The organism is Oleidesulfovibrio alaskensis DSM 16109 (genome assembly GCF_000482745.1).
Lineage (GTDB): Bacteria > Desulfobacterota > Desulfovibrionia > Desulfovibrionales > Desulfovibrionaceae > Oleidesulfovibrio > Oleidesulfovibrio alaskensis.
The window spans coordinates 1-15,982 of sequence record NZ_AXWQ01000016.1 but is presented as its reverse complement, the minus strand read 5'-3'; the positions used below and the strand labels follow the sequence as shown (position 1 = coordinate 15,982).

Sequence of the window (15,982 nt, the reverse complement as noted above, 5' to 3'; positions counted from 1 at the left end):
ACAAAGCGCCGCTGGCTGCCTTATGCCTGCACGCATGCTCTACACACAGATATGCACACAACATGCTGACATCACCTTCATAAAATTTCTGCAATCTGTCCCGCCAACCTGCAACAACCTAGCGGCATGCAGAACATATCCGCCGGGCCACATCTGTCAGGTGGCTGTGCATGGCTCTTTCAGCTTTCCGTGAATCCCCCGCCCTGACTGCAGCCACAATTTCTCTATGAGCCTTCAGCGATGCCTGCTGGCGCTCAAAAGACTGCACACCGTCTTCACGACTCTTGGCAAACCCTTCGTACAAAGCCGCTGCCATCTCAAGAAGCACCGGGTTAGCGGCAGCTTCCGCCAGAATCTGGTGAAACAGGACGTCAGCGGATCCACTGTAGTCCTTGCTGCCGATTGCAATCTCCTGTTCGGCAAGAACAGCCTCCAGCCGGGCTGCTACAGCGGCACCGCCATTACGGGCTGCCAGAGCTGCTATCTCCGGTTCCAGCAACAGACGCACGGCAATGACATCCTGCAGGGAATACCCGCCGTTCAACACCGTCTGCACCAGAGTCCTGCCACTGTTTTCTGCACAACGTTCACGCACATATGTGCCCGACCCCTGCCTGCTCAGCAGCCTTCCGGATTCTGCAAGCAGCTTGATCCCCTCGCGTACCGACGCACGCGAGACATTGAACAGCCCTGCCAGCTTCCTTTCCGCAGGCAGTCTTTCTCCCGGCAGCATCTGCCCTTCATCAATCATCCGCCGTATCTTTTCTGCCACTTCCGCGGCAACAGATGTGCGCGGCGCACTTTCAGCCACCATCTGATACACCTCCAAATTGGTCTGACCACTTTATAAATACACCGATGCATCTAAGCTGTCAATTCAGGAGGCGGCATTGAAAGCGGCAGAAAGACAAAAAAGGGATTGCTGCACAGACAAACGAAGCCACAAAAGCGGAGGGAAAGAAGAAGCCGCAAGACCTAGCCCAAGGCGGTGCCACCGGCCGGTTCTTGCAATTAGAAAAAGAAATACAGCGCGTTCAATGCAAATAAGGTACGACATGCGAAATGGCTCAAGAGAAGAAAAGGCAGCTGCGGACCGTGCTGCAGACATGCCCGGAAAAGGTGGCCATCAGAGGTGCCGGAAAAATATGCCCTGCCCTCCGGATACCTGCAAACAGGCTGTTTTTCCGGTTGGTACCCGATCCGCGTATTGCCCGTTGCTGCAAGCAGCAGGCACCCGGTTCATAAAAACTGATGCGGCCTAACGGCTACGCAAAAGACGTTCTCTTGTCCTCCCGCCGCCACACAGCACCTGACCGGCAGACAAGTTTGCGGCAGACCGCCTGTGCCAAAGAAAAAACATTGCGAAATGACGCGGCACACGGCTAAAAAGAAGCAAGCTGAAAATAAACACCCTCAGCAAGCGAGACACGTCGTTGCATAATGACAAACGGATTATTCCCGAGATTCAGTTTTTACGGGCAATAGCAGTGCTTGCAGTGCTGTTGTTCCACATGTTCCCCGGTATTGTGAAAGGGGGATATGTAGGGGTCGATGTTTTCTTTATCCTGTCGGGATTTTTAATGACACGGACATTATATTCCGACATTGAGACGGGAGGAACTGTTAACGTCGGCAGATTTTACTTCAAGCGTGCAAAGCGCATCCTGCCAGCAGCCTTATCAGTTCTTGCAGCAACAGGCGTTGCGTCATATTACCTGCTCCCGTTTACTCTGTGGGATGCGGTACGTGGCGAGCTTGTCTCCAGCGCTCTATGGTTCCAGAACTGGGAACTTATTGCGAAGTCATTGGACTATCTGGCAAGCGAAGAAGCACATTCACCAGTGATGCACTACTGGTCCCTTTCCGTAGAAGAGCAGTTTTATATTATCTACCCGCTGTTCTTCTGGATATTGGTAAGATCATACCGTCACAAAATTCAAGCCAAAGAAATTACGTTGGCTCTTTCCATTATGTGCTTCGGCTCATTCCTCTACTCTATATATTATTCTTATACATCTCCTGTAGCAGCGTATTTCAACACTTTTACACGCATCTGGGAGTTACTCCTCGGTGGGCTTGCTTTTTTTATCAGCCGAAGATTTTTCTTTGCGAGAACAACCGCCCGACTGATGGTCATACTGGGAGGACTGGGCGTAGCGTCTTCGATTTTTTTATTTTCCGCAAAAACCGTTTTTCCGGGATGGCTTGCGCTTATTCCAACAGTTTCATCCGTATTAATCCTGCTGGGCGGTGCAAACTGCGCCGGTTTTTTACACGCACTGCTTTCCAACAGACCCGCTTTAGCAGTAGGAGACCTGTCCTATGCCATCTACCTCTGGCACTGGCCACTGATCATTTTCTACCGCCAACATATATCAGAATCTTTTTCTGTGATTCACGGGCTTCTGTTCTGCTCAGTTGTATTTGCCTTATCCTACGCTACAAAAGTCTTAATCGAAGACCCGTTCCGCAGGTTGTCTTTCGCTCGGCATTCAACAAGGTTTGCCCGGTCTTTTGCTGTTCTGCTCATTATTTTTACAGTTTCTGCGTACACAGCAAAAAGCCACCGCAATACAACAACTGAAACAAGCCAGATATCTGCAACAGGGGCTTTAGAATCAGTTAACTTTGCAGGATACAAACCTCACGACAATTTTATTCCGCCTCTTTCAACTGCCAAAAAAACAAGACCCAAAGTATACTCTGACAATGTCCATCTGGGATTCTCAGACATTGCCCCTCATGTCGGCAGCTACGGCGACACCAAATCCAACGACACAGTATTTCTGATAGGTGATTCGCATGCTGCCCAATGGCTGCCTGCATTGGATTTTCTGGGAAAAAAACATCATGTCAAAATACTTGTTACAACAAAGAGCGCCTGCCTCTTCGACACCAATAACCCCGTAACGCATCAGGGAAGGGAATACACAGAATGCTTTGAATGGTCTAAAAAAGTATACGACATGATAATATCAACCAGGCCCAAAGGGGTCATCTTCTCTTCTTCACTTTTCTACTATGCCGATACACTGAAAGACGACTTCGCCGGCTCGGATACAGAATGGCGGAACCAGTCAGCAAAGCTTTTTTCGGCATCAATCCGCAGCACATTCCAGACTATTGAAAGGGCAGGGATTCAGACACTGATCATTGCGGACACCCCGCGCACAAAGGTCAACAGCATCGACTGTCTGGCCAGAACGAACGACCCTGCGCAGTGTTCATTTCCAAAGTATTACAACTATCACAGCGAATATGACTTTTTATATTCTGCATCAAGCGCTGATGACAACATCAGTTATGTAGATTTCAGAGACCAGATTTGCCCATCGGACGATTGCCAACCAGTTTTGGGAAATATCCTGATATTCAGAGACACGCATCATTTGACAGTTGAGTATGCAGAAAGCTTATCGCCATTTCTTGAAAATGATTTTCTGCGGCTGGCAGGAAGATGATGCCTAACCAAACAACAAGCAGCAACCGCCATCGCATCATATCAAATCATATACTGTACTATTTTGCAGACACTGACTGCACATACAACTTTTGTACAAATTATTGTATAACAAAAAAATCAGTTACTACTGCGCAATGCAAGAACTTAGAACATTCTGATAAAATTCAGACGCCTACAAAACAGAGATACAATTCCACGATTATCTGAAATCTCCAAAAATACGCCCTGTCTCGAACATCGGTGGATCAAATTTTTCATTACCGGAAATGGAAATAAAATAATCAGCACAGGTAGTGGTAATACCTGCGCGCAAACCGATGGCCATTTTGCGCTCCAGCAACAATTCCATAATATCCAAAGCCCGCTCCGGATTTTTCCGTATGACATCCAGCACGATCGCAGCCCGGGCCTTTGGCTTGTCCGGTTCCGGCGCACCAACCTCCGGCCTCGGGCACTCTTCATATTCAGCCCACTGCTGCCCGCCGTCTGATAGCTCAGCCTGCTGCTCCCCTGCCACACACAAAACAGGCATGACCAAGGCCAGCACCATGGCTCCTACAATCCGCTTCCACATATCTGCCTCCGGTAACAGGATACCATTCTAAAAACAGCAACATGCTGGTTCATTGCGTAGAATACTACGTACAAAATGGCATCCCGATTTCAACAGAAAATACGACATATCAACTGACAAATCCACCCAAAGAAACACCACACGAAGACACTCCGGCCGCGCTTTCCTGACAAGACTCCTGCCCGCAATCCACGCCAAACAATTTCTACATGAGACACGCCGCACAAGTTCGCCTTGAATCGCCTCTGCGAAAGATGGTCATGAAGCCCTTTCAGATGCTGGGCAGTGCATGGAGCTGGATTAAAGCCAATGTGCTGGGGGAAGGAGAAGAACAGACAGCCCCGCCCGCTGCGGCAAGCGCAAATGCCGCGCCGCCAGCCGTGCGCACCGTGCAGCAGGCACGCCCCGCCGCACCGCCTGCAGGCGGGCTGATGCAGTCCACCGTGAACAACAGCACCACGGGCGGCAAGCAGGTGACCATAGGGTCCGTCACCATACAAAGCAGCGAAGCCATGACACCCGCCGCCCTGAACGAATGGGCCATGATGGAGGCAGGTTAGCCGTGGCTGAGTATATTGATCTGCTGATTGAACAGGACGACCTGACGCTGGATGCAGGCGGCAACCCAAAGCTGGTGGACGGGCGCGCATCCATTGCGCAGGACATAAAACATATGATCCGCGAATCAGGCCTGCTGGTGGACATCATAGCCAACCGCGACGCACTGACGCGCCGTACCAACATCATCCGCATAACAATGGCAGTGGACGACGACGAGCGCATTGTGCCGGGCACGGCAGAGATTGAAGAATCCGCCCCCGGCGAATACTGGCTGACGGCCACCACCGTGAAGTACGGCAACATAGCCCTGCAGCTGGAGAAAGAGCGTGGTTAGAGAAAAGCGGTGCTATGCGATGGCTGTTTTGATGGGCTGCACGGAACGCCATTCTGTTCTGGTATTGGCGGTTTCCCACAGGGTGTATGTCTGTTGCATGTCCAGCCACAGTTCGGGCGTGGTATCCAGCGCGCGCGAAAGCCGCAGGGCGATATCCGGCGTAATGGCCGCACGCTCGTTTACAATGGCAGAAAGAGCTTTGCGCGATATGCCCAGCTGCTGTGCCAGCGCCGTAATGGTAAGGCCAAGCGGCTGCATGTGCATCCTGTACAGAATACCGCCCGGATGCGAGGGCTTTCTAGTGCGTGTACGCATGGTATTTCTCCTAATGATAGTCCTGATAATTTACTATGTGGGCGTCTCCGTTTTCAAAGCGGAATGTAATCCGCCAGTTGCCGGAAACTTTAACCGCCCAGTGGCCTGCAAGGCTGCCTTTCAGCGGGTGCAGGCCGGAGCCGGGATACCCCATATCTTTCACTTCCCGCGCATGATCAAGCAGGTCGAGAATATCCAGCAGCTTACGTACATGCTTTTGCTGCACGCCTTTGGTCACTCCGTCGTAGAACAGATCTTCCAGTCCCTTATGGGCAAAGCTGCGAATCATGCCCAGAGTGTAACCATTATGGTTACATCGCGTCAAGGGGGCCTGCGTAATAACGCCCCCCGCCGGACAGTATGGAGAATGCCCCGTGCCAGATAAAGCCGCTACAGAACTGTTTACCGCCATGCTGCGCGAGGCGGACATGCCCGTAACCACGGCAGAAATGCAAAGCCGCTGGGATGCCCTGAACGCGGAGCAAGGCAGCCGCATAACCAACAACAGCGCGTGGTCGCCCTTTTGGCGGCTTATCAGCGCCATAGTGACAGAGCCTGCCCGCTGGCTGGTGCAGCTGATGGTAGAGCACGCCTTGCCCAACACGTTTTTGCGGTTTGCCGGTGGCGCATGGCTGGATGTGTATGCATGGGGTGTGGATGTACGGCGCAAACCCGCAGCCGTGGCACGCGGCACCATAACCTTTACCCGCGCATCCGCAGCGGGAACGCTGACCATCCCCGCCGGAACACTGGTGGAATCGCCTTCGCTGGAGGGCATGAGCTACCGTGTGGCCACAACGATGGAAACCGTCATGGAAGAAGGCCAGCTGACAGCAGAAGTGCCGGTTCAGGCAGAACATGAAGGTGCAGCCTACAATCTGGGGCCGGGCTATTATTCCATTCTTACCCGTCCGGTGCCCGGCATAGTCTCTGCCGGTAACGGGCCGGAGTGGCTTACCGCCCCCGGTGCCGACGTCGAAGACGACGAATCACTGCGGCTGCGCGCCCGCAACCAGTTTGCCGCCGTGGGCCAGTATCATCACGATGCCGCTTACCGCGCGCTTATTGCCGGATTTGCAGGTATCCGCATTGACTATCTGTTTTTTGAAAAAGACGGTCCCCGCGGCCCGGGCACTGCCAACTGCCACATCATGGTGGAAAGCGGCATCCCCCCGCACGAGCTTATCGACGCCATAAACGCCTTTATCCGGCAGTCAGGCAACCACGGCCACGGCGATGATCTGCGCTGCATGGCCATTACCGCAAAGCCTGTGGCGCTTACTGCAACCGTATACCCCGTGCTGACTGCCACAACCCAGCGGGCCGAGGCGCTGCGCCTTGCGGTGGAAAACCGCATCCGCTGTGCATGGCGTGAAAATACGGACTTTACCATGACCAGAACCATGCCGCTTTGTGGGGTGAGGTCTAATGTTCACACCCTCGGGCACAACTGTTTGAAGACTCTTCACCAAATGCCTTTGGGTCATATTCCCCAGCTTTCCCCTCACCAAAGAGATAGCTAGTCTCCAGACAATGAAGTAACGCACTTTCCTCAATGTAACATTGAAACTTTGGAATATTCTTATCGCAACCTTCTTTTACATCATCACTCGCTAGAGCATGGTAGTAAAGCAGGAGCATTTCAAATGTGGAGAGCTGTGCTCGAAGAATCCCAAAATATTTATTTTTATCAATGAGTCCATACCTTGCTGTACAAATATACTTCAATGTGTGGTATAAATGACGGTAATAGTATGTTGTACGACATTGAAAATAGTCCGAAAATACTTCTTCTGTCGTAAGCTTCCCCGTCAAGAGAACAGTTGAAAAATAGAGTTTCCAGCGTTGTTGGATAAAAACTCGGAGGGTGTCAGGTCCCCGAGAGAGTCATGGGGCCGCTGTTCGTTGTATTCAATCTTCCACCAGTGGGTGATCTCCCGGACCTCATTCAAAGTCCTGAAGAGATAGAGATCAAGCACTTCGGTGCGATATGTCCGGTTGAACCGTTCAATGTACGCGTTCTGATTAGGTTCTCCAGGTTGAATATATTGGATGTAGCCGAGAGCGGCGGCGAACCGCCGCTCTATGGCCTTGAATGTCTCCGGGGTGAGCTTGGTCTCGTCTTCAGGGCGGAAGCTGATCACCAAATGGTAAGTTTTGCGGGCGGCACGGATGTTCCGAGCTTGCACGTCCACAGCCTCCGCAATACCTTCCTCATAGTCGCCGCCGCCAAGCATCCCTTCGGCCCAGTTCATCAGGGACTTTTCGCCAGACGGCCCGGCATCGGCGATATACGCGGCAAGGCGGGCGTAATTGTCATTGCCCGCGTCTATGAACACGCGCTTGCTGATCACGCTATCGAATCCGGCCCACGGCGGCCTGGAGTTCGCGCTGCCGGGCGTCCAGTTCATGTAGCAATTTATGAACGGTCTGACGGTCGGCTCCGTTGGCCAGCGCCTGTTTGATCAGTCCGCCCAGACGGCCAAGGTCGCCCTTGAGGCGGCGCAACTCCAGCCGGGCCTCCTGATGTTCAAGGCTTGGAACGGTATAACCGAGGCATACCCGCTTACTGAAGGTCGAGAGTGACAATCCGGCCCGGACGGCTGACGCCTGGATTTCGCCAAACTCCTGCGGGCTGAGATAGACTTTGAGGACGTGTTTTTTGCTGGGCATGGCCCACCTCCTTTTGCGTGGAGGCGCGTGGGCCTGCGTAGTGCCGATAAATGCGCCAGGCGTATTGCCTGCCGCGCTCCGAGTCGGGAGAATGGTATTTGCCGACGGCCTGCCAGTTCAGGCCGTGCCGGGCGATTTCTTCCGCCAAGATGCGCTTTCCCCAGGACTCGTTCACGTCCGGATCGAGCAGAGCAATAGGATCAATGCCGAAACGTTTCATCCACCAACTGTTGATCTGCATCTTCCCGACATCAAAAGACTTGCCTGCCGCCAGGGCATCCCGGATCAATCGCTCAGCCTCTTCCCGCGTGGCCGGATAGTACGACTTTCCCGCCACATTGACGGCCAAAGGGTTGAGCCCGGATTCCTGTCGGGCGATGGCATTGACCAATGCTGGCGGCGGTTCCTCGGCCTGGGCGGAGGTGAAGGCTGGAAACAGGAACAAGGTCAGCATCCAGATAATCTTTCTTTTCATGGAGTAAAACCTCTTGGATTTGCGTTGAGACGAAGGCGAATAAGCCAGCCCCGCAGGGCAGGACGGGAGGAGGAGCGCCGTAAGGTGGGCCTACCTCCCTTGTCCTGTCCTCTGGAGAAAACAAATTATAGCATGAAGTAATGCAGCAAAGATATGCAGTTACATAAATTGTGTGTTCTTTTGCGTGTGGATTATGAGAACATATGAGATGGATATGAGGCGCTGCATAAGCATTGAAGCGAGACATGACAGTGATACATGCGCGACATGTTTTCTTCTCGGCGCGTTTATCGGCGGGCTAGCTTTTATATTGTCGAGTCGCGGCTGGCCTTCATTTTCTTGATTTCTCCAATCTGTTCAGGCATATCGCCCGTAGGTGCTAATAACACCTTTATCACGAGGCGGCCCGCCGCCGACACTGCGGGGCTGCGCTTTCAATGAAAGCGTAGTCATCTTTACGCGTATGTTGTCGGGAGTGGGCGAATACAATACCTTTTCAAGGAAATAACCCCGCCGTCCTCGTGCGGTTATCAGCTCCCGGCATTCGTCTTTTCGGCGTTTGCCAACCAGCAACGCCGGAGAGCCGCCATGACCGAATCACCTCCCATTTATGACTGCCAGCCACAAGCGGACTTTGACTCCCAGTTCGCCCGCATCTTTGAAGTTGCCGAATGCAGAACGCAGTTGGAGCTTGCCGAATTCCTGAACATCAAACAATCCTCCGTCTCGGATGCCAAGCGCCGTCAAACCGTTCCCTCTGAGTGGCTGGTAAAGCTCTTTGAAAAGAAGCGGATAAATCCGGAGTGGCTACGCACCGGCATTGGCGGCAAATTTGTGCACATGGCTTCTGATGAAGAAATCAAGAAGCCTTAAGTTATGACGGTCATAGAGTACAGGCCGGTGAGAGAGTGCTCGACAGATGATTTGCTGGCCGAATTGGCCCGCCGCACGATAAAAAGATTGGGGGCATAGCCCACCGCATTCCGGTAGCCGGATGCGATCATTTGATGTCGCTCATTTTCAAAAAATCTATCCCGATTATTTCCAGAAATTTTTCGTGGATTTCCGAGTGATGCCTTGAAAGGTAGCCAGCAACTTTTTCGTTGCTCATCATCCTTTTCAGGTATGACTGGATAGAGCTGAGATGCAGCATGTCCGCCCCATAAGAATTGTGCAGGGCATGGATATCTTCTGTCAGAGAAAAGCTTTCTTCTTCCAGCCGGATATGTTTTTCCAGTTCGGCCTGTGATATTTTTTTGCTTTTTGCAGTATCAAGCAACTGATCCGCCGGGGTGGCCACAAGTAAGCTTTGAGCATATTTGTAGCTGTAGCGATTTTGCGCGTTCATGCTTCTGGCGGCATTGATTTGCCGCAGGGGCTTCATCTTTTTGAGCACACGAAAAACGCATTCCGACATGATCTTGTCTTTCAACAAGTCCACAGCTTCCTGGCACACTCCGTCCAGCATGCCCTTTTTGCCACGTAGTGATTTTACGTCAATATTCAGAGCGGCAGCGAGCTTTGTTTCAGAGACACCGGCTTTGAGGGCTTTCACGATCATTTTGTGTTCCTGGACGGCGGAAAGCCGATTGATGAACTTATTATATGTGTAGCCCTCGTCATCCACAGACACCAGGCAGTTCACCCGCTTTTCCCCCAAATCTTCCAGGGCCATGATCCTGAGATGCCCGTCAAGAAGGAGATATTCTTTCTTGTTATTGCAAAGCGCCACTACCGGAGGCTCAATGAGGCCCACTTCCCGAATGGAGGAAAGAATCTGTGAATACTTTCGCCCCTGTTTGACGTTAACATTCAAGTTTTTTGTGAGCCGCAAATCTGTAAAGGCCAGTTCCACCAACTCCTTCTCAAATCCCTGCTTGATCCCTTTGGCCATATCAACGCACCTCCCGCAGCATTTCAGCCAGCTGCCGGGGAATGTCGTTCATCCCTTCCGCTTTGAGCTGATTGGTAAAGTGTTCGTCACGCAATAACTTGTTCAAAGCGGCGGAGGTGTACGCGAGGATTTGCCTGAGTTGATCAGCCTTGGCCATGAGCCGTTTTTTTCTTTTTATGTCATTGGCATACAGAGCGTTTAATTCATCAACTGACGGGGCTTTTCTGGATTTTGGCGCGGATAATTTCTTCCCATAATGATTGCGCCGATCGAGCAGCTTTTGCACGGCGATGAGCTTGCCGCCAACAAGCTGGCCTGTTTCGTAGGCCTCGGTCAGGGCAATCTGGATGGCCGCTTCATCCTCTGTGGCTATTTTCAGCGCAATGTACAAAGGCATGCGCCCTTTTTCCACAGCGTTGACCAGCCGTTCTTCCCCATTATCCAGCAGTTTGATGATCCCGCGAATCCAGTCCCGGCCCAGCCCTGTTTTGTCCGCAATTTCCACATCGTCATAGCCTTGGGCTTTCAGATACCGGATGCCGTGCAACAGCTCCATGGGGTTGTTGTTACGGCGGGCGATGTTTTCAACCAGGCTCATAATGTGAGCATTTTCCTTGTCAGCGTCGATAATGATAGCTGGAATTTCCGTTTCCCCGGCATCCATAAAGGCTTCCAGGCGGCCTTGGCCGCAAACCAGATCGTACTTTTTCCCAGTTTTGGGATCTGTGCTCAAGGTGACGGTAATTGGCCGCTTGAGGCCCACAGTCCGGATATTGCGGCGGATTTCATCCGCAATTACCTGGTTACGCACCCGTGGGTTCAGGATGTGAACCTCTTCCACCGGCACCAGGATGATTTCACTGGTTTTCATATTATACCGCCTTGTCGAGGCTGATGTTGACGCTCATGCCAAGAAGATATTCCAGGCTGTCCGCGCGGAAGCTGTCCAGAAGGTCAGTATTCTCATCCTGTAACTTCAGAGCGGTCTGACCAAATTCCAAAGCGGGAAGGATATAGTAATCATGGATATCCTCATTTACCGCATTCATACGCACGGCAACGGTGATGTCCGGGTGGAGCCCGGTATCAAAGCGTATTTTCCAGCGCCTCAGGCCCGAAGGAGTGATAAAGCACCGGCTGATCACGATTGATATGAACAGGTGGTAATTCAGCTCCAACAGATTTGTTGCCGGATCAACAGAGATTTTTCTCCCACAAAGCCTTTCAATATCCGCCACTGTTTGGAGCACAATATCACTGTGCATGGTGCGGAGCCGCTGGTTGATCTCCACATACCTGTAGTCCCGCTCCGGTATGTAGCCGATCAGGCGGTAGGCTCGGAGCAGACCGCCAAAACGGTGCATATACAGACTGCTGGGCGGCATTTCTTCGGATTCGTCGATGATCATGGCGGACAAACGGCCAGTTTGACGTTGAAGATTCGTGAGACGCTCAAGCAAATCCTCATTGGTCATTTTTTTATGCCGTTCTTGGATAAACTCCTGAACCGCGTAAAAGCGCTCCAAATCGACCACGGGCGGAAAGGCCCCATCCTTTCTGACCCATTCATGTTCGGGATTTTTCTTTTGTTTGCTTTTCAGCTTGCCGGAACGGCGGTTGAACAGGTTGTTGCCGATATACTTTTCGTTGGTAAGAACCTCGCGCACGGTTCCTCTTGTCCAGGGCCTTCCAAAGTCTGTTTGCCAGCCTTCGACATTGAGAATATCTGCAATTTCGCTCTCCCTTTTTCCGGCAATGAACTGATCATACATCCAGACAACCTTGTCTTGTTCCGACTGCGGGCCGGGAATCAGCACAACGCGCTCTGTCTGAAGGCTTTTGCGCTGCCCCATGACCAGCTCTTGCTTTGGCTCTCCGGTTTCGGTCAGCAACATGCGCCGGAGCCCGAAGCCCGCCGGGCCGCCTTGACGGTAGCCTTTGAGGATGAGATTGCTTTGCCCGATAAAAACCTTTTGTGAAAGCTGGCGGCAGTAATCGCTGGCGCTTTCATCCTTAAGCATGGTCATGATCCGGTCGGCAATGGTGGTGGTCATGGTCAGAGGTTTATCGCAGGCCTGGCAGATAACCCCATTACGCTCCAGGCTCATGCGGTAATAGTCGGCATCCCGGCTATCAACAAAGCGCCCCCAGCGGCTATCATCCAGGTAAAGAACAATACTGTAATTGTTACGGCCATTATCCACGTCATCGAGCAGGGCCTGAAACTGTTCCCGCTTTTCCGCTGTCATGCCGCTTACGCCAAGGTCGGCATAGGTTTTAATGATCTCAATACCATATCTCTCCGCATAGGCGCGGATTTGGCGTTCCTGGTTTTCCGGGGATTCCACCTGCAATTCTGTGGACATGCGAATATAGATTGCGCTTTTTAAACGCAGTTTTTTTATTTCATCTATTGTATATGGTGTTCCCGGCTGCCGCATGAGGTGTGTATCTCCTTGCTGAGACTGAGAATAGTCCAGACTCGTAATTTCATCCAAGGAGAACGCCATGTCTAGAAGTAATCTGTGGCAGAATTGCCACAAAAATAAACTTGGAAACAAACTTCTTACAGATACTCTTGTTCAGGCGATACGAGGCCATGAGCTGACTTCAAAGCAAGTTGCCAGTGATATTGATGTTTCAACAGAACGTGTGCGGAACTGGTTCTATAGAAATACCGGCATGACTGCCCTGGATTTATTACTGCTCATGGGGGAGTACGAATTTGTTCGCCAATTTATCACACTTCTGCTGTTGGAATATCAACAGGGTGGAAACTGCCATCAGATGGTGGCCATTTATATTGAAAAGAATGAGTGACACCCATCCCACTCTGAACAGCATATTTCCTTCTTTAATTTTTTTGCCTCTTGGTATTGGTGCGCGACACTTGAGCCCCAACCATGCGACACTTAATTTTTGTGGGCATGACAAATAGAACTGTGCAGCCGGTAAAAAAACTGGCCAGGCATCTTTGATGGGAAATTTTGAGTTCAATGGGATGAAATGTGCGGCGCAAGGGAGCAAAAAGAGCGCAGGCTCCCTGTTGGAAAGCGTCTTGCTCCCTGAAAATGCTTCTACAAGCGAACGTCCTGGCCTGGGCTGTATCCTGGCGGAAACCCCAAGGCCTCGTTTGTTCGTCGTTGAGCCTCATGGGTCTCGATACCCTGGAGAACCAGTTCGCCCCATTTTCTGTTCCAGGCTATGCGGCGTTCCATGCGCTGTTCTTCCTCACGGGAAGATAGACGCCGGGTGGCTCGCCAGTGTGGCGTTTTGAACTTGTCGCGCATCCGGCCCATGAAGTCGGACAGCTTGCGGTTCGCTTTCTGTGCCTTGCGACGAAGCCTTTCGGATGCTCTGGCCCGTTCCCTATGCAACAGCCCCCCACAATAATCCCTTCCTGCACCATACAAACACACAAGACACCATTCAGCCATATATTAATAATAACATACAGATAGCGCACACAATATATACATACACGTGCGCGCATGTACTTGCGTGCATGGCTATCAATCTCCAAACAAAGCGTAAGCTTCCCCTGAAAAGACACAGGCCAAAACTGGAGTTTTCTGGCATATCCCCGTCAGGAGACTTTCATGAAGAAATCACGATTCACTGAGACGCAGATATTCTCGATCCTCAAAGAGGGCGAAGCCGGTATCAAAGTCAAAGACATCTGCCGCGCCCACGGTATTTCCGACGCCACCTATTATAGTTGGAAATCCAAGTATGGAAGCATGCAGGCTTCCGATCTGACCTGACACCCTCCGAGTTTTTATCCAACAACGCTGGAAACTCTATTTTTCAACTGTCCTCTTGACGGGGAAGCTTACGCCCCCACCTATTATCTACTAAGCCAGCGCTTTTTTTCATAAAAAGTCAAAAAAACGACATGGACAAGTGCTAGCCCCACTATATTCGCAAGCCACATCCAACTTGTTCCAGCCGAAAGTAAAGTTTTCGCTGGGCGTGCCTCCCCATAATCATAATTATCGCAACTAATTTTTGCGCTCCTGTTGACAAAGACATCGAAAACACCTACCTGCTTAACAGCTAGCTGAAAAACGGCTAATGGTGCACAGCTAGCAGCAGTCACTAGGGCATGATGTTGAGTCTGGCAACCTGTAGCGGAGGTGATATGCCGCCGGATTTTAAATGTAAAAAAACAGAAGAACTCTACAGAACGGGTAAGTCGAGGGTTTTCAGTTCAATTGCCAAAGCAGCCTTACGCAAGCTCGACATGATTGAGGCAGCTGCGGTGCTAAATGACCTTAAGTCGCCCCCCGGAAACAAGCTAGAGGCTCTTCAAGGAGACAGGCAGGGTCAGCATAGCATCAGGATAAACCAACAATGGCGAATATGCTTTGTTTGGGATGAAGCCAAACAATGTGCCACAGAAATCGAAATCGTTGATTATCATTAATGCTTAGAAGAAGTTACACCCTAACAACGCATTACAAAAGTAAAAGTCCCAAAGCCCTTTAGACCACAACACACCAGAATAATACAATAAAAAAGAGTCAATAAGGCACAACGGACCTGATGACCCGCAACCGAAAGCCTAGAGCATTTCGTCGCGGAACTAGGAGAAATATATGCGTATTAAAACACATCCCGGTGAAGTATTGCGGGAAGAGTTTATGGTTCCCATGAAGCTTTCAGCCAGCAAGCTGTCCGGCTACCTTGGGGTACCGCTCTCCCGTATCACAGAAATCGTCAATGAAAAGCGGGGTGTGACGGTAGACACAGCAGTCAGACTTGCTAAGTTTTTCGGCACCAGCTCTGAATTTTGGATTAACCTACAGACTCAGCATGATCTTTCAAAAGTGCGCTCAGAGAAACAACCTGAAATCCAGCGAATTCCGACCTGCAAAGAAGTGTCCGCCTGCTTCTAAGCTGTAAAGGGGGGGAGAAGTCACCTTCTCCCCCCATATATCCTGAATCCTCTTTTCCAAGCTTACCCCGCCCACAAACAACATCACCCGCCGCCGGCAATGCGCCCGCAGCTGTCTTGGGGACATGTCCCCGGATATGGATTATCCGGACTCCAGCATGAGACAAGACAGCTGCAAAAAGCCTGAAGGGCAGCGCGCCCTACACAGGCGAAAGGTCACATCCGGACCGACGACTACGCTGCCCTGCATGTGTTTTCCGCCACTAAACCCTGAAGTTGAAACGAACAAGATCGATGCGGGCGTCACAGCCCACCGCCCCCAAACAAACAAAGGCCGCCCTCTGGGGCGGCCCGTTGTGTTTGATGCGCTTATGCGCTTTTCAGTTCCTGAATCAGATCAGCAAGGCCCTGCGCCTGAATTGCGAGGTCTGACACGGCCCCAGCTGCTTCGGACATAGCATCAGCAGTTTGTTTCGCCATATCGTCAACATAAAGAATGGACTGATTGATTTCTTCACTGGCTACCGACTGTTCTTCGCTGGTGGTAGCGATAGCATGCACCTGGTCTGCGGTATCGTCAAACCGCTGGCCGTCTTCTTTCGCGAGAGATGATTGCCGACAGGATGTCTGAAATTTCCCGATTTGCAGGTGTTCGGCTGAGCGCTGGGAACGCCAAGAGCGTCACGAGCGCCACGCTTGAAAAGTGGCTGAACCCTGCGGATCGGGAACATCCTCCCACCCTTTTGGCCGTTCTTACCTTCTGCATGGTCACCAACGATCCGGCCCCATTGCGGCC

19 protein-coding genes and 4 pseudogenes are annotated in these 15,982 nt (G+C 51.5%); 9 read left to right on the top strand and 14 right to left on the bottom strand.

All coding sequences use genetic code 11. The annotated features are described in order from the left end of the window. Nucleotides 1-118: 118 nt before the first annotated feature. Nucleotides 119-814 carry a FadR/GntR family transcriptional regulator gene (locus tag H586_RS0110630; protein ID WP_011367247.1) on the bottom strand — a complete coding sequence of 232 codons (696 nt, stop codon included), beginning with the start codon at nucleotides 812-814 and terminating at the stop codon, nucleotides 119-121. Nucleotides 815-1,433: 619 nt separating this feature from the next. Here H586_RS0110630 and H586_RS0110620 point away from each other — a divergent pair. After that, entirely contained in the window at nucleotides 1,434-3,461 is a 2,028-nt protein-coding gene (locus H586_RS0110620) for an acyltransferase family protein (protein ID WP_162147970.1), read from the top strand. A 201-nt stretch (nucleotides 3,462-3,662) separates the two neighbouring features. Here the strand turns inward: H586_RS0110620 and H586_RS0110615 are convergent, their stop codons facing one another. Beyond that, on the bottom strand, nucleotides 3,663-4,037 hold the full coding sequence (locus H586_RS0110615; protein ID WP_027182011.1) for a hypothetical protein: 375 nt from the start codon (nucleotides 4,035-4,037) through the stop codon (nucleotides 3,663-3,665). A gap of 260 nt (nucleotides 4,038-4,297) precedes the next feature. Between H586_RS0110615 and H586_RS0110610 the strand changes: the two genes are divergently transcribed. Beyond that, the gene (locus H586_RS0110610; RefSeq protein WP_034619115.1) at nucleotides 4,298-4,597 is read left to right on the top strand and encodes a hypothetical protein; all 300 of its coding nucleotides are present in this window, start codon (nucleotides 4,298-4,300) and stop codon (nucleotides 4,595-4,597) included. Between the two features lie 2 nt (nucleotides 4,598-4,599). Next, complete coding sequence (locus H586_RS0110605) at nucleotides 4,600-4,932, top strand: DUF2590 family protein (protein ID WP_027182009.1); 333 nt, start codon at nucleotides 4,600-4,602, stop codon at nucleotides 4,930-4,932. Between the two features lie 12 nt (nucleotides 4,933-4,944). On the opposite strand, the gene H586_RS0110600 is transcribed toward H586_RS0110605, so the two are convergent. After that, nucleotides 4,945-5,247 (bottom strand): HigA family addiction module antitoxin, encoded by a 303-nt coding sequence (locus H586_RS0110600; RefSeq protein ID WP_027182008.1) that lies wholly within the window; start codon nucleotides 5,245-5,247, stop codon nucleotides 4,945-4,947. Between the two features lie 10 nt (nucleotides 5,248-5,257). Further along, entirely contained in the window at nucleotides 5,258-5,536 is a 279-nt protein-coding gene (locus H586_RS0110595) for a type II toxin-antitoxin system RelE/ParE family toxin (protein WP_027182007.1), read from the bottom strand. Between the two features lie 85 nt (nucleotides 5,537-5,621). Here H586_RS0110595 and H586_RS18985 point away from each other — a divergent pair, with 85 nt between their 5' ends. Further along, a complete protein-coding gene (locus H586_RS18985; RefSeq protein WP_234702956.1) occupies nucleotides 5,622-6,770 on the top strand; it encodes a baseplate J/gp47 family protein in 1,149 nt (382 codons plus the stop codon). On the opposite strand, the gene H586_RS21210 is transcribed toward H586_RS18985, so the two are convergent. From H586_RS21210 to H586_RS18970, 5 genes and pseudogenes are all read right to left on the bottom strand, one after another. Beyond that, nucleotides 6,673-7,062, bottom strand: coding sequence for a putative phage abortive infection protein (locus tag H586_RS21210; protein WP_162147969.1), 390 nt, complete (start codon nucleotides 7,060-7,062; stop codon nucleotides 6,673-6,675). The two genes, H586_RS18985 and H586_RS21210, sit on opposite strands and share 98 nt — an antisense overlap. Then, nucleotides 7,059-7,301: pseudogene (locus H586_RS20455) on the bottom strand (integrase core domain-containing protein); the annotation flags it as partial. The pseudogene H586_RS20455 and the gene H586_RS21210, both read right to left, overlap by 4 nt. A gap of 12 nt (nucleotides 7,302-7,313) precedes the next feature. Beyond that, a pseudogene (locus H586_RS21205) lies at nucleotides 7,314-7,658 on the bottom strand (relaxase/mobilization nuclease domain-containing protein); the annotation flags it as partial. Next, complete coding sequence (locus tag H586_RS21200; RefSeq protein WP_081701824.1) at nucleotides 7,603-7,920, bottom strand: plasmid mobilization protein; 318 nt, start codon at nucleotides 7,918-7,920, stop codon at nucleotides 7,603-7,605. The gene H586_RS21200 and the pseudogene H586_RS21205, both read right to left, overlap by 56 nt. Then, nucleotides 7,814-8,395, bottom strand: a complete 582-nt coding sequence (locus tag H586_RS18970; protein ID WP_051363983.1) for a lytic transglycosylase domain-containing protein — start codon at nucleotides 8,393-8,395, stop codon at nucleotides 7,814-7,816. The genes H586_RS21200 and H586_RS18970 overlap by 107 nt, the downstream gene beginning before the upstream one ends. A 588-nt stretch (nucleotides 8,396-8,983) precedes the next feature. Between H586_RS18970 and H586_RS18965 the strand changes: the two genes are divergently transcribed. Further along, nucleotides 8,984-9,268 carry a helix-turn-helix domain-containing protein gene (locus tag H586_RS18965; RefSeq protein WP_051363982.1) on the top strand — a complete coding sequence of 95 codons (285 nt, stop codon included), beginning with the start codon at nucleotides 8,984-8,986 and terminating at the stop codon, nucleotides 9,266-9,268. Here H586_RS18965 and H586_RS21135 read toward each other — a convergent pair. From H586_RS21135 to H586_RS0110545, 4 genes are read right to left on the bottom strand one after another with little or no spacing between them, the layout of a single operon-like run. Then, nucleotides 9,265-9,399 (bottom strand): hypothetical protein, encoded by a 135-nt coding sequence (locus tag H586_RS21135; protein WP_267878771.1) that lies wholly within the window; start codon nucleotides 9,397-9,399, stop codon nucleotides 9,265-9,267. The genes H586_RS18965 and H586_RS21135 overlap by 4 nt on opposite strands. Next, nucleotides 9,396-10,289 carry a plasmid partitioning protein RepB C-terminal domain-containing protein gene (locus tag H586_RS0110555; protein ID WP_027182006.1) on the bottom strand — a complete coding sequence of 298 codons (894 nt, stop codon included), beginning with the start codon at nucleotides 10,287-10,289 and terminating at the stop codon, nucleotides 9,396-9,398. The genes H586_RS21135 and H586_RS0110555 overlap by 4 nt, the downstream gene beginning before the upstream one ends. 1 nt (nucleotide 10,290) lies before the next feature. Next, on the bottom strand, nucleotides 10,291-11,160 hold the full coding sequence (locus H586_RS0110550; protein WP_027182005.1) for a ParB N-terminal domain-containing protein: 870 nt from the start codon (nucleotides 11,158-11,160) through the stop codon (nucleotides 10,291-10,293). 1 nt (nucleotide 11,161) lies between these two features. Then, nucleotides 11,162-12,787, bottom strand: a complete 1,626-nt coding sequence (locus H586_RS0110545) for a recombinase family protein (RefSeq protein WP_211232565.1) — start codon at nucleotides 12,785-12,787, stop codon at nucleotides 11,162-11,164. A gap of 10 nt (nucleotides 12,788-12,797) precedes the next feature. Between H586_RS0110545 and H586_RS0110540 the strand changes: the two genes are divergently transcribed. From H586_RS0110540 to H586_RS0110525, 4 genes and pseudogenes are all read left to right on the top strand, one after another. Beyond that, a complete protein-coding gene (locus tag H586_RS0110540) occupies nucleotides 12,798-13,109 on the top strand; it encodes a hypothetical protein (protein ID WP_027182003.1) in 312 nt (103 codons plus the stop codon). A 779-nt stretch (nucleotides 13,110-13,888) separates the two neighbouring features. Continuing rightward, nucleotides 13,889-14,047, top strand: a pseudogene (locus H586_RS18960) (transposase); the annotation flags it as partial. Between the two features lie 383 nt (nucleotides 14,048-14,430). After that, the gene (locus H586_RS0110530; RefSeq protein ID WP_027182002.1) at nucleotides 14,431-14,715 is read left to right on the top strand and encodes a type II toxin-antitoxin system RelE/ParE family toxin; all 285 of its coding nucleotides are present in this window, start codon (nucleotides 14,431-14,433) and stop codon (nucleotides 14,713-14,715) included. Nucleotides 14,716-14,887: 172 nt separating this feature from the next. Continuing rightward, a complete protein-coding gene (locus tag H586_RS0110525; RefSeq protein WP_027182001.1) occupies nucleotides 14,888-15,187 on the top strand; it encodes a HigA family addiction module antitoxin in 300 nt (99 codons plus the stop codon). 368 nt (nucleotides 15,188-15,555) lie between these two features. Here H586_RS0110525 and H586_RS0110520 read toward each other — a convergent pair. Further along, nucleotides 15,556-15,762, bottom strand: a pseudogene (locus H586_RS0110520) (methyl-accepting chemotaxis protein); the annotation flags it as partial. Nucleotides 15,763-15,982: the final 220 nt, after the last annotated feature.

Excerpts from the sequence above, each read along its gene's own strand:
- H586_RS0110630 (WP_011367247.1), bottom strand. The coding sequence starts at position 814 with ATGGTGGCTGAAAGTGCGCCGCGCACATCTGTTGCCGCGGAAGTGGCA.
- H586_RS0110615 (WP_027182011.1), bottom strand. The coding sequence starts at position 4,037 with ATGTGGAAGCGGATTGTAGGAGCCATGGTGCTGGCCTTGGTCATGCCT.
- H586_RS0110610 (WP_034619115.1), top strand. The coding sequence starts at position 4,298 with ATGAAGCCCTTTCAGATGCTGGGCAGTGCATGGAGCTGGATTAAAGCC.
- H586_RS0110600 (WP_027182008.1), bottom strand. The coding sequence starts at position 5,247 with ATGCGTACACGCACTAGAAAGCCCTCGCATCCGGGCGGTATTCTGTAC.
- H586_RS0110595 (WP_027182007.1), bottom strand. The coding sequence starts at position 5,536 with ATGATTCGCAGCTTTGCCCATAAGGGACTGGAAGATCTGTTCTACGAC.
- H586_RS21200 (WP_081701824.1), bottom strand. The coding sequence starts at position 7,920 with ATGCCCAGCAAAAAACACGTCCTCAAAGTCTATCTCAGCCCGCAGGAG.
- H586_RS18970 (WP_051363983.1), bottom strand. The coding sequence starts at position 8,395 with ATGAAAAGAAAGATTATCTGGATGCTGACCTTGTTCCTGTTTCCAGCC.
- H586_RS18965 (WP_051363982.1), top strand. The coding sequence starts at position 8,984 with ATGACCGAATCACCTCCCATTTATGACTGCCAGCCACAAGCGGACTTT.
- H586_RS21135 (WP_267878771.1), bottom strand. The coding sequence starts at position 9,399 with ATGATCGCATCCGGCTACCGGAATGCGGTGGGCTATGCCCCCAATCTT.
- H586_RS0110555 (WP_027182006.1), bottom strand. The coding sequence starts at position 10,289 with ATGGCCAAAGGGATCAAGCAGGGATTTGAGAAGGAGTTGGTGGAACTG.
- H586_RS0110550 (WP_027182005.1), bottom strand. The coding sequence starts at position 11,160 with ATGAAAACCAGTGAAATCATCCTGGTGCCGGTGGAAGAGGTTCACATC.
- H586_RS0110540 (WP_027182003.1), top strand. The coding sequence starts at position 12,798 with ATGTCTAGAAGTAATCTGTGGCAGAATTGCCACAAAAATAAACTTGGA.
- H586_RS0110530 (WP_027182002.1), top strand. The coding sequence starts at position 14,431 with ATGCCGCCGGATTTTAAATGTAAAAAAACAGAAGAACTCTACAGAACG.
- H586_RS0110525 (WP_027182001.1), top strand. The coding sequence starts at position 14,888 with ATGCGTATTAAAACACATCCCGGTGAAGTATTGCGGGAAGAGTTTATG.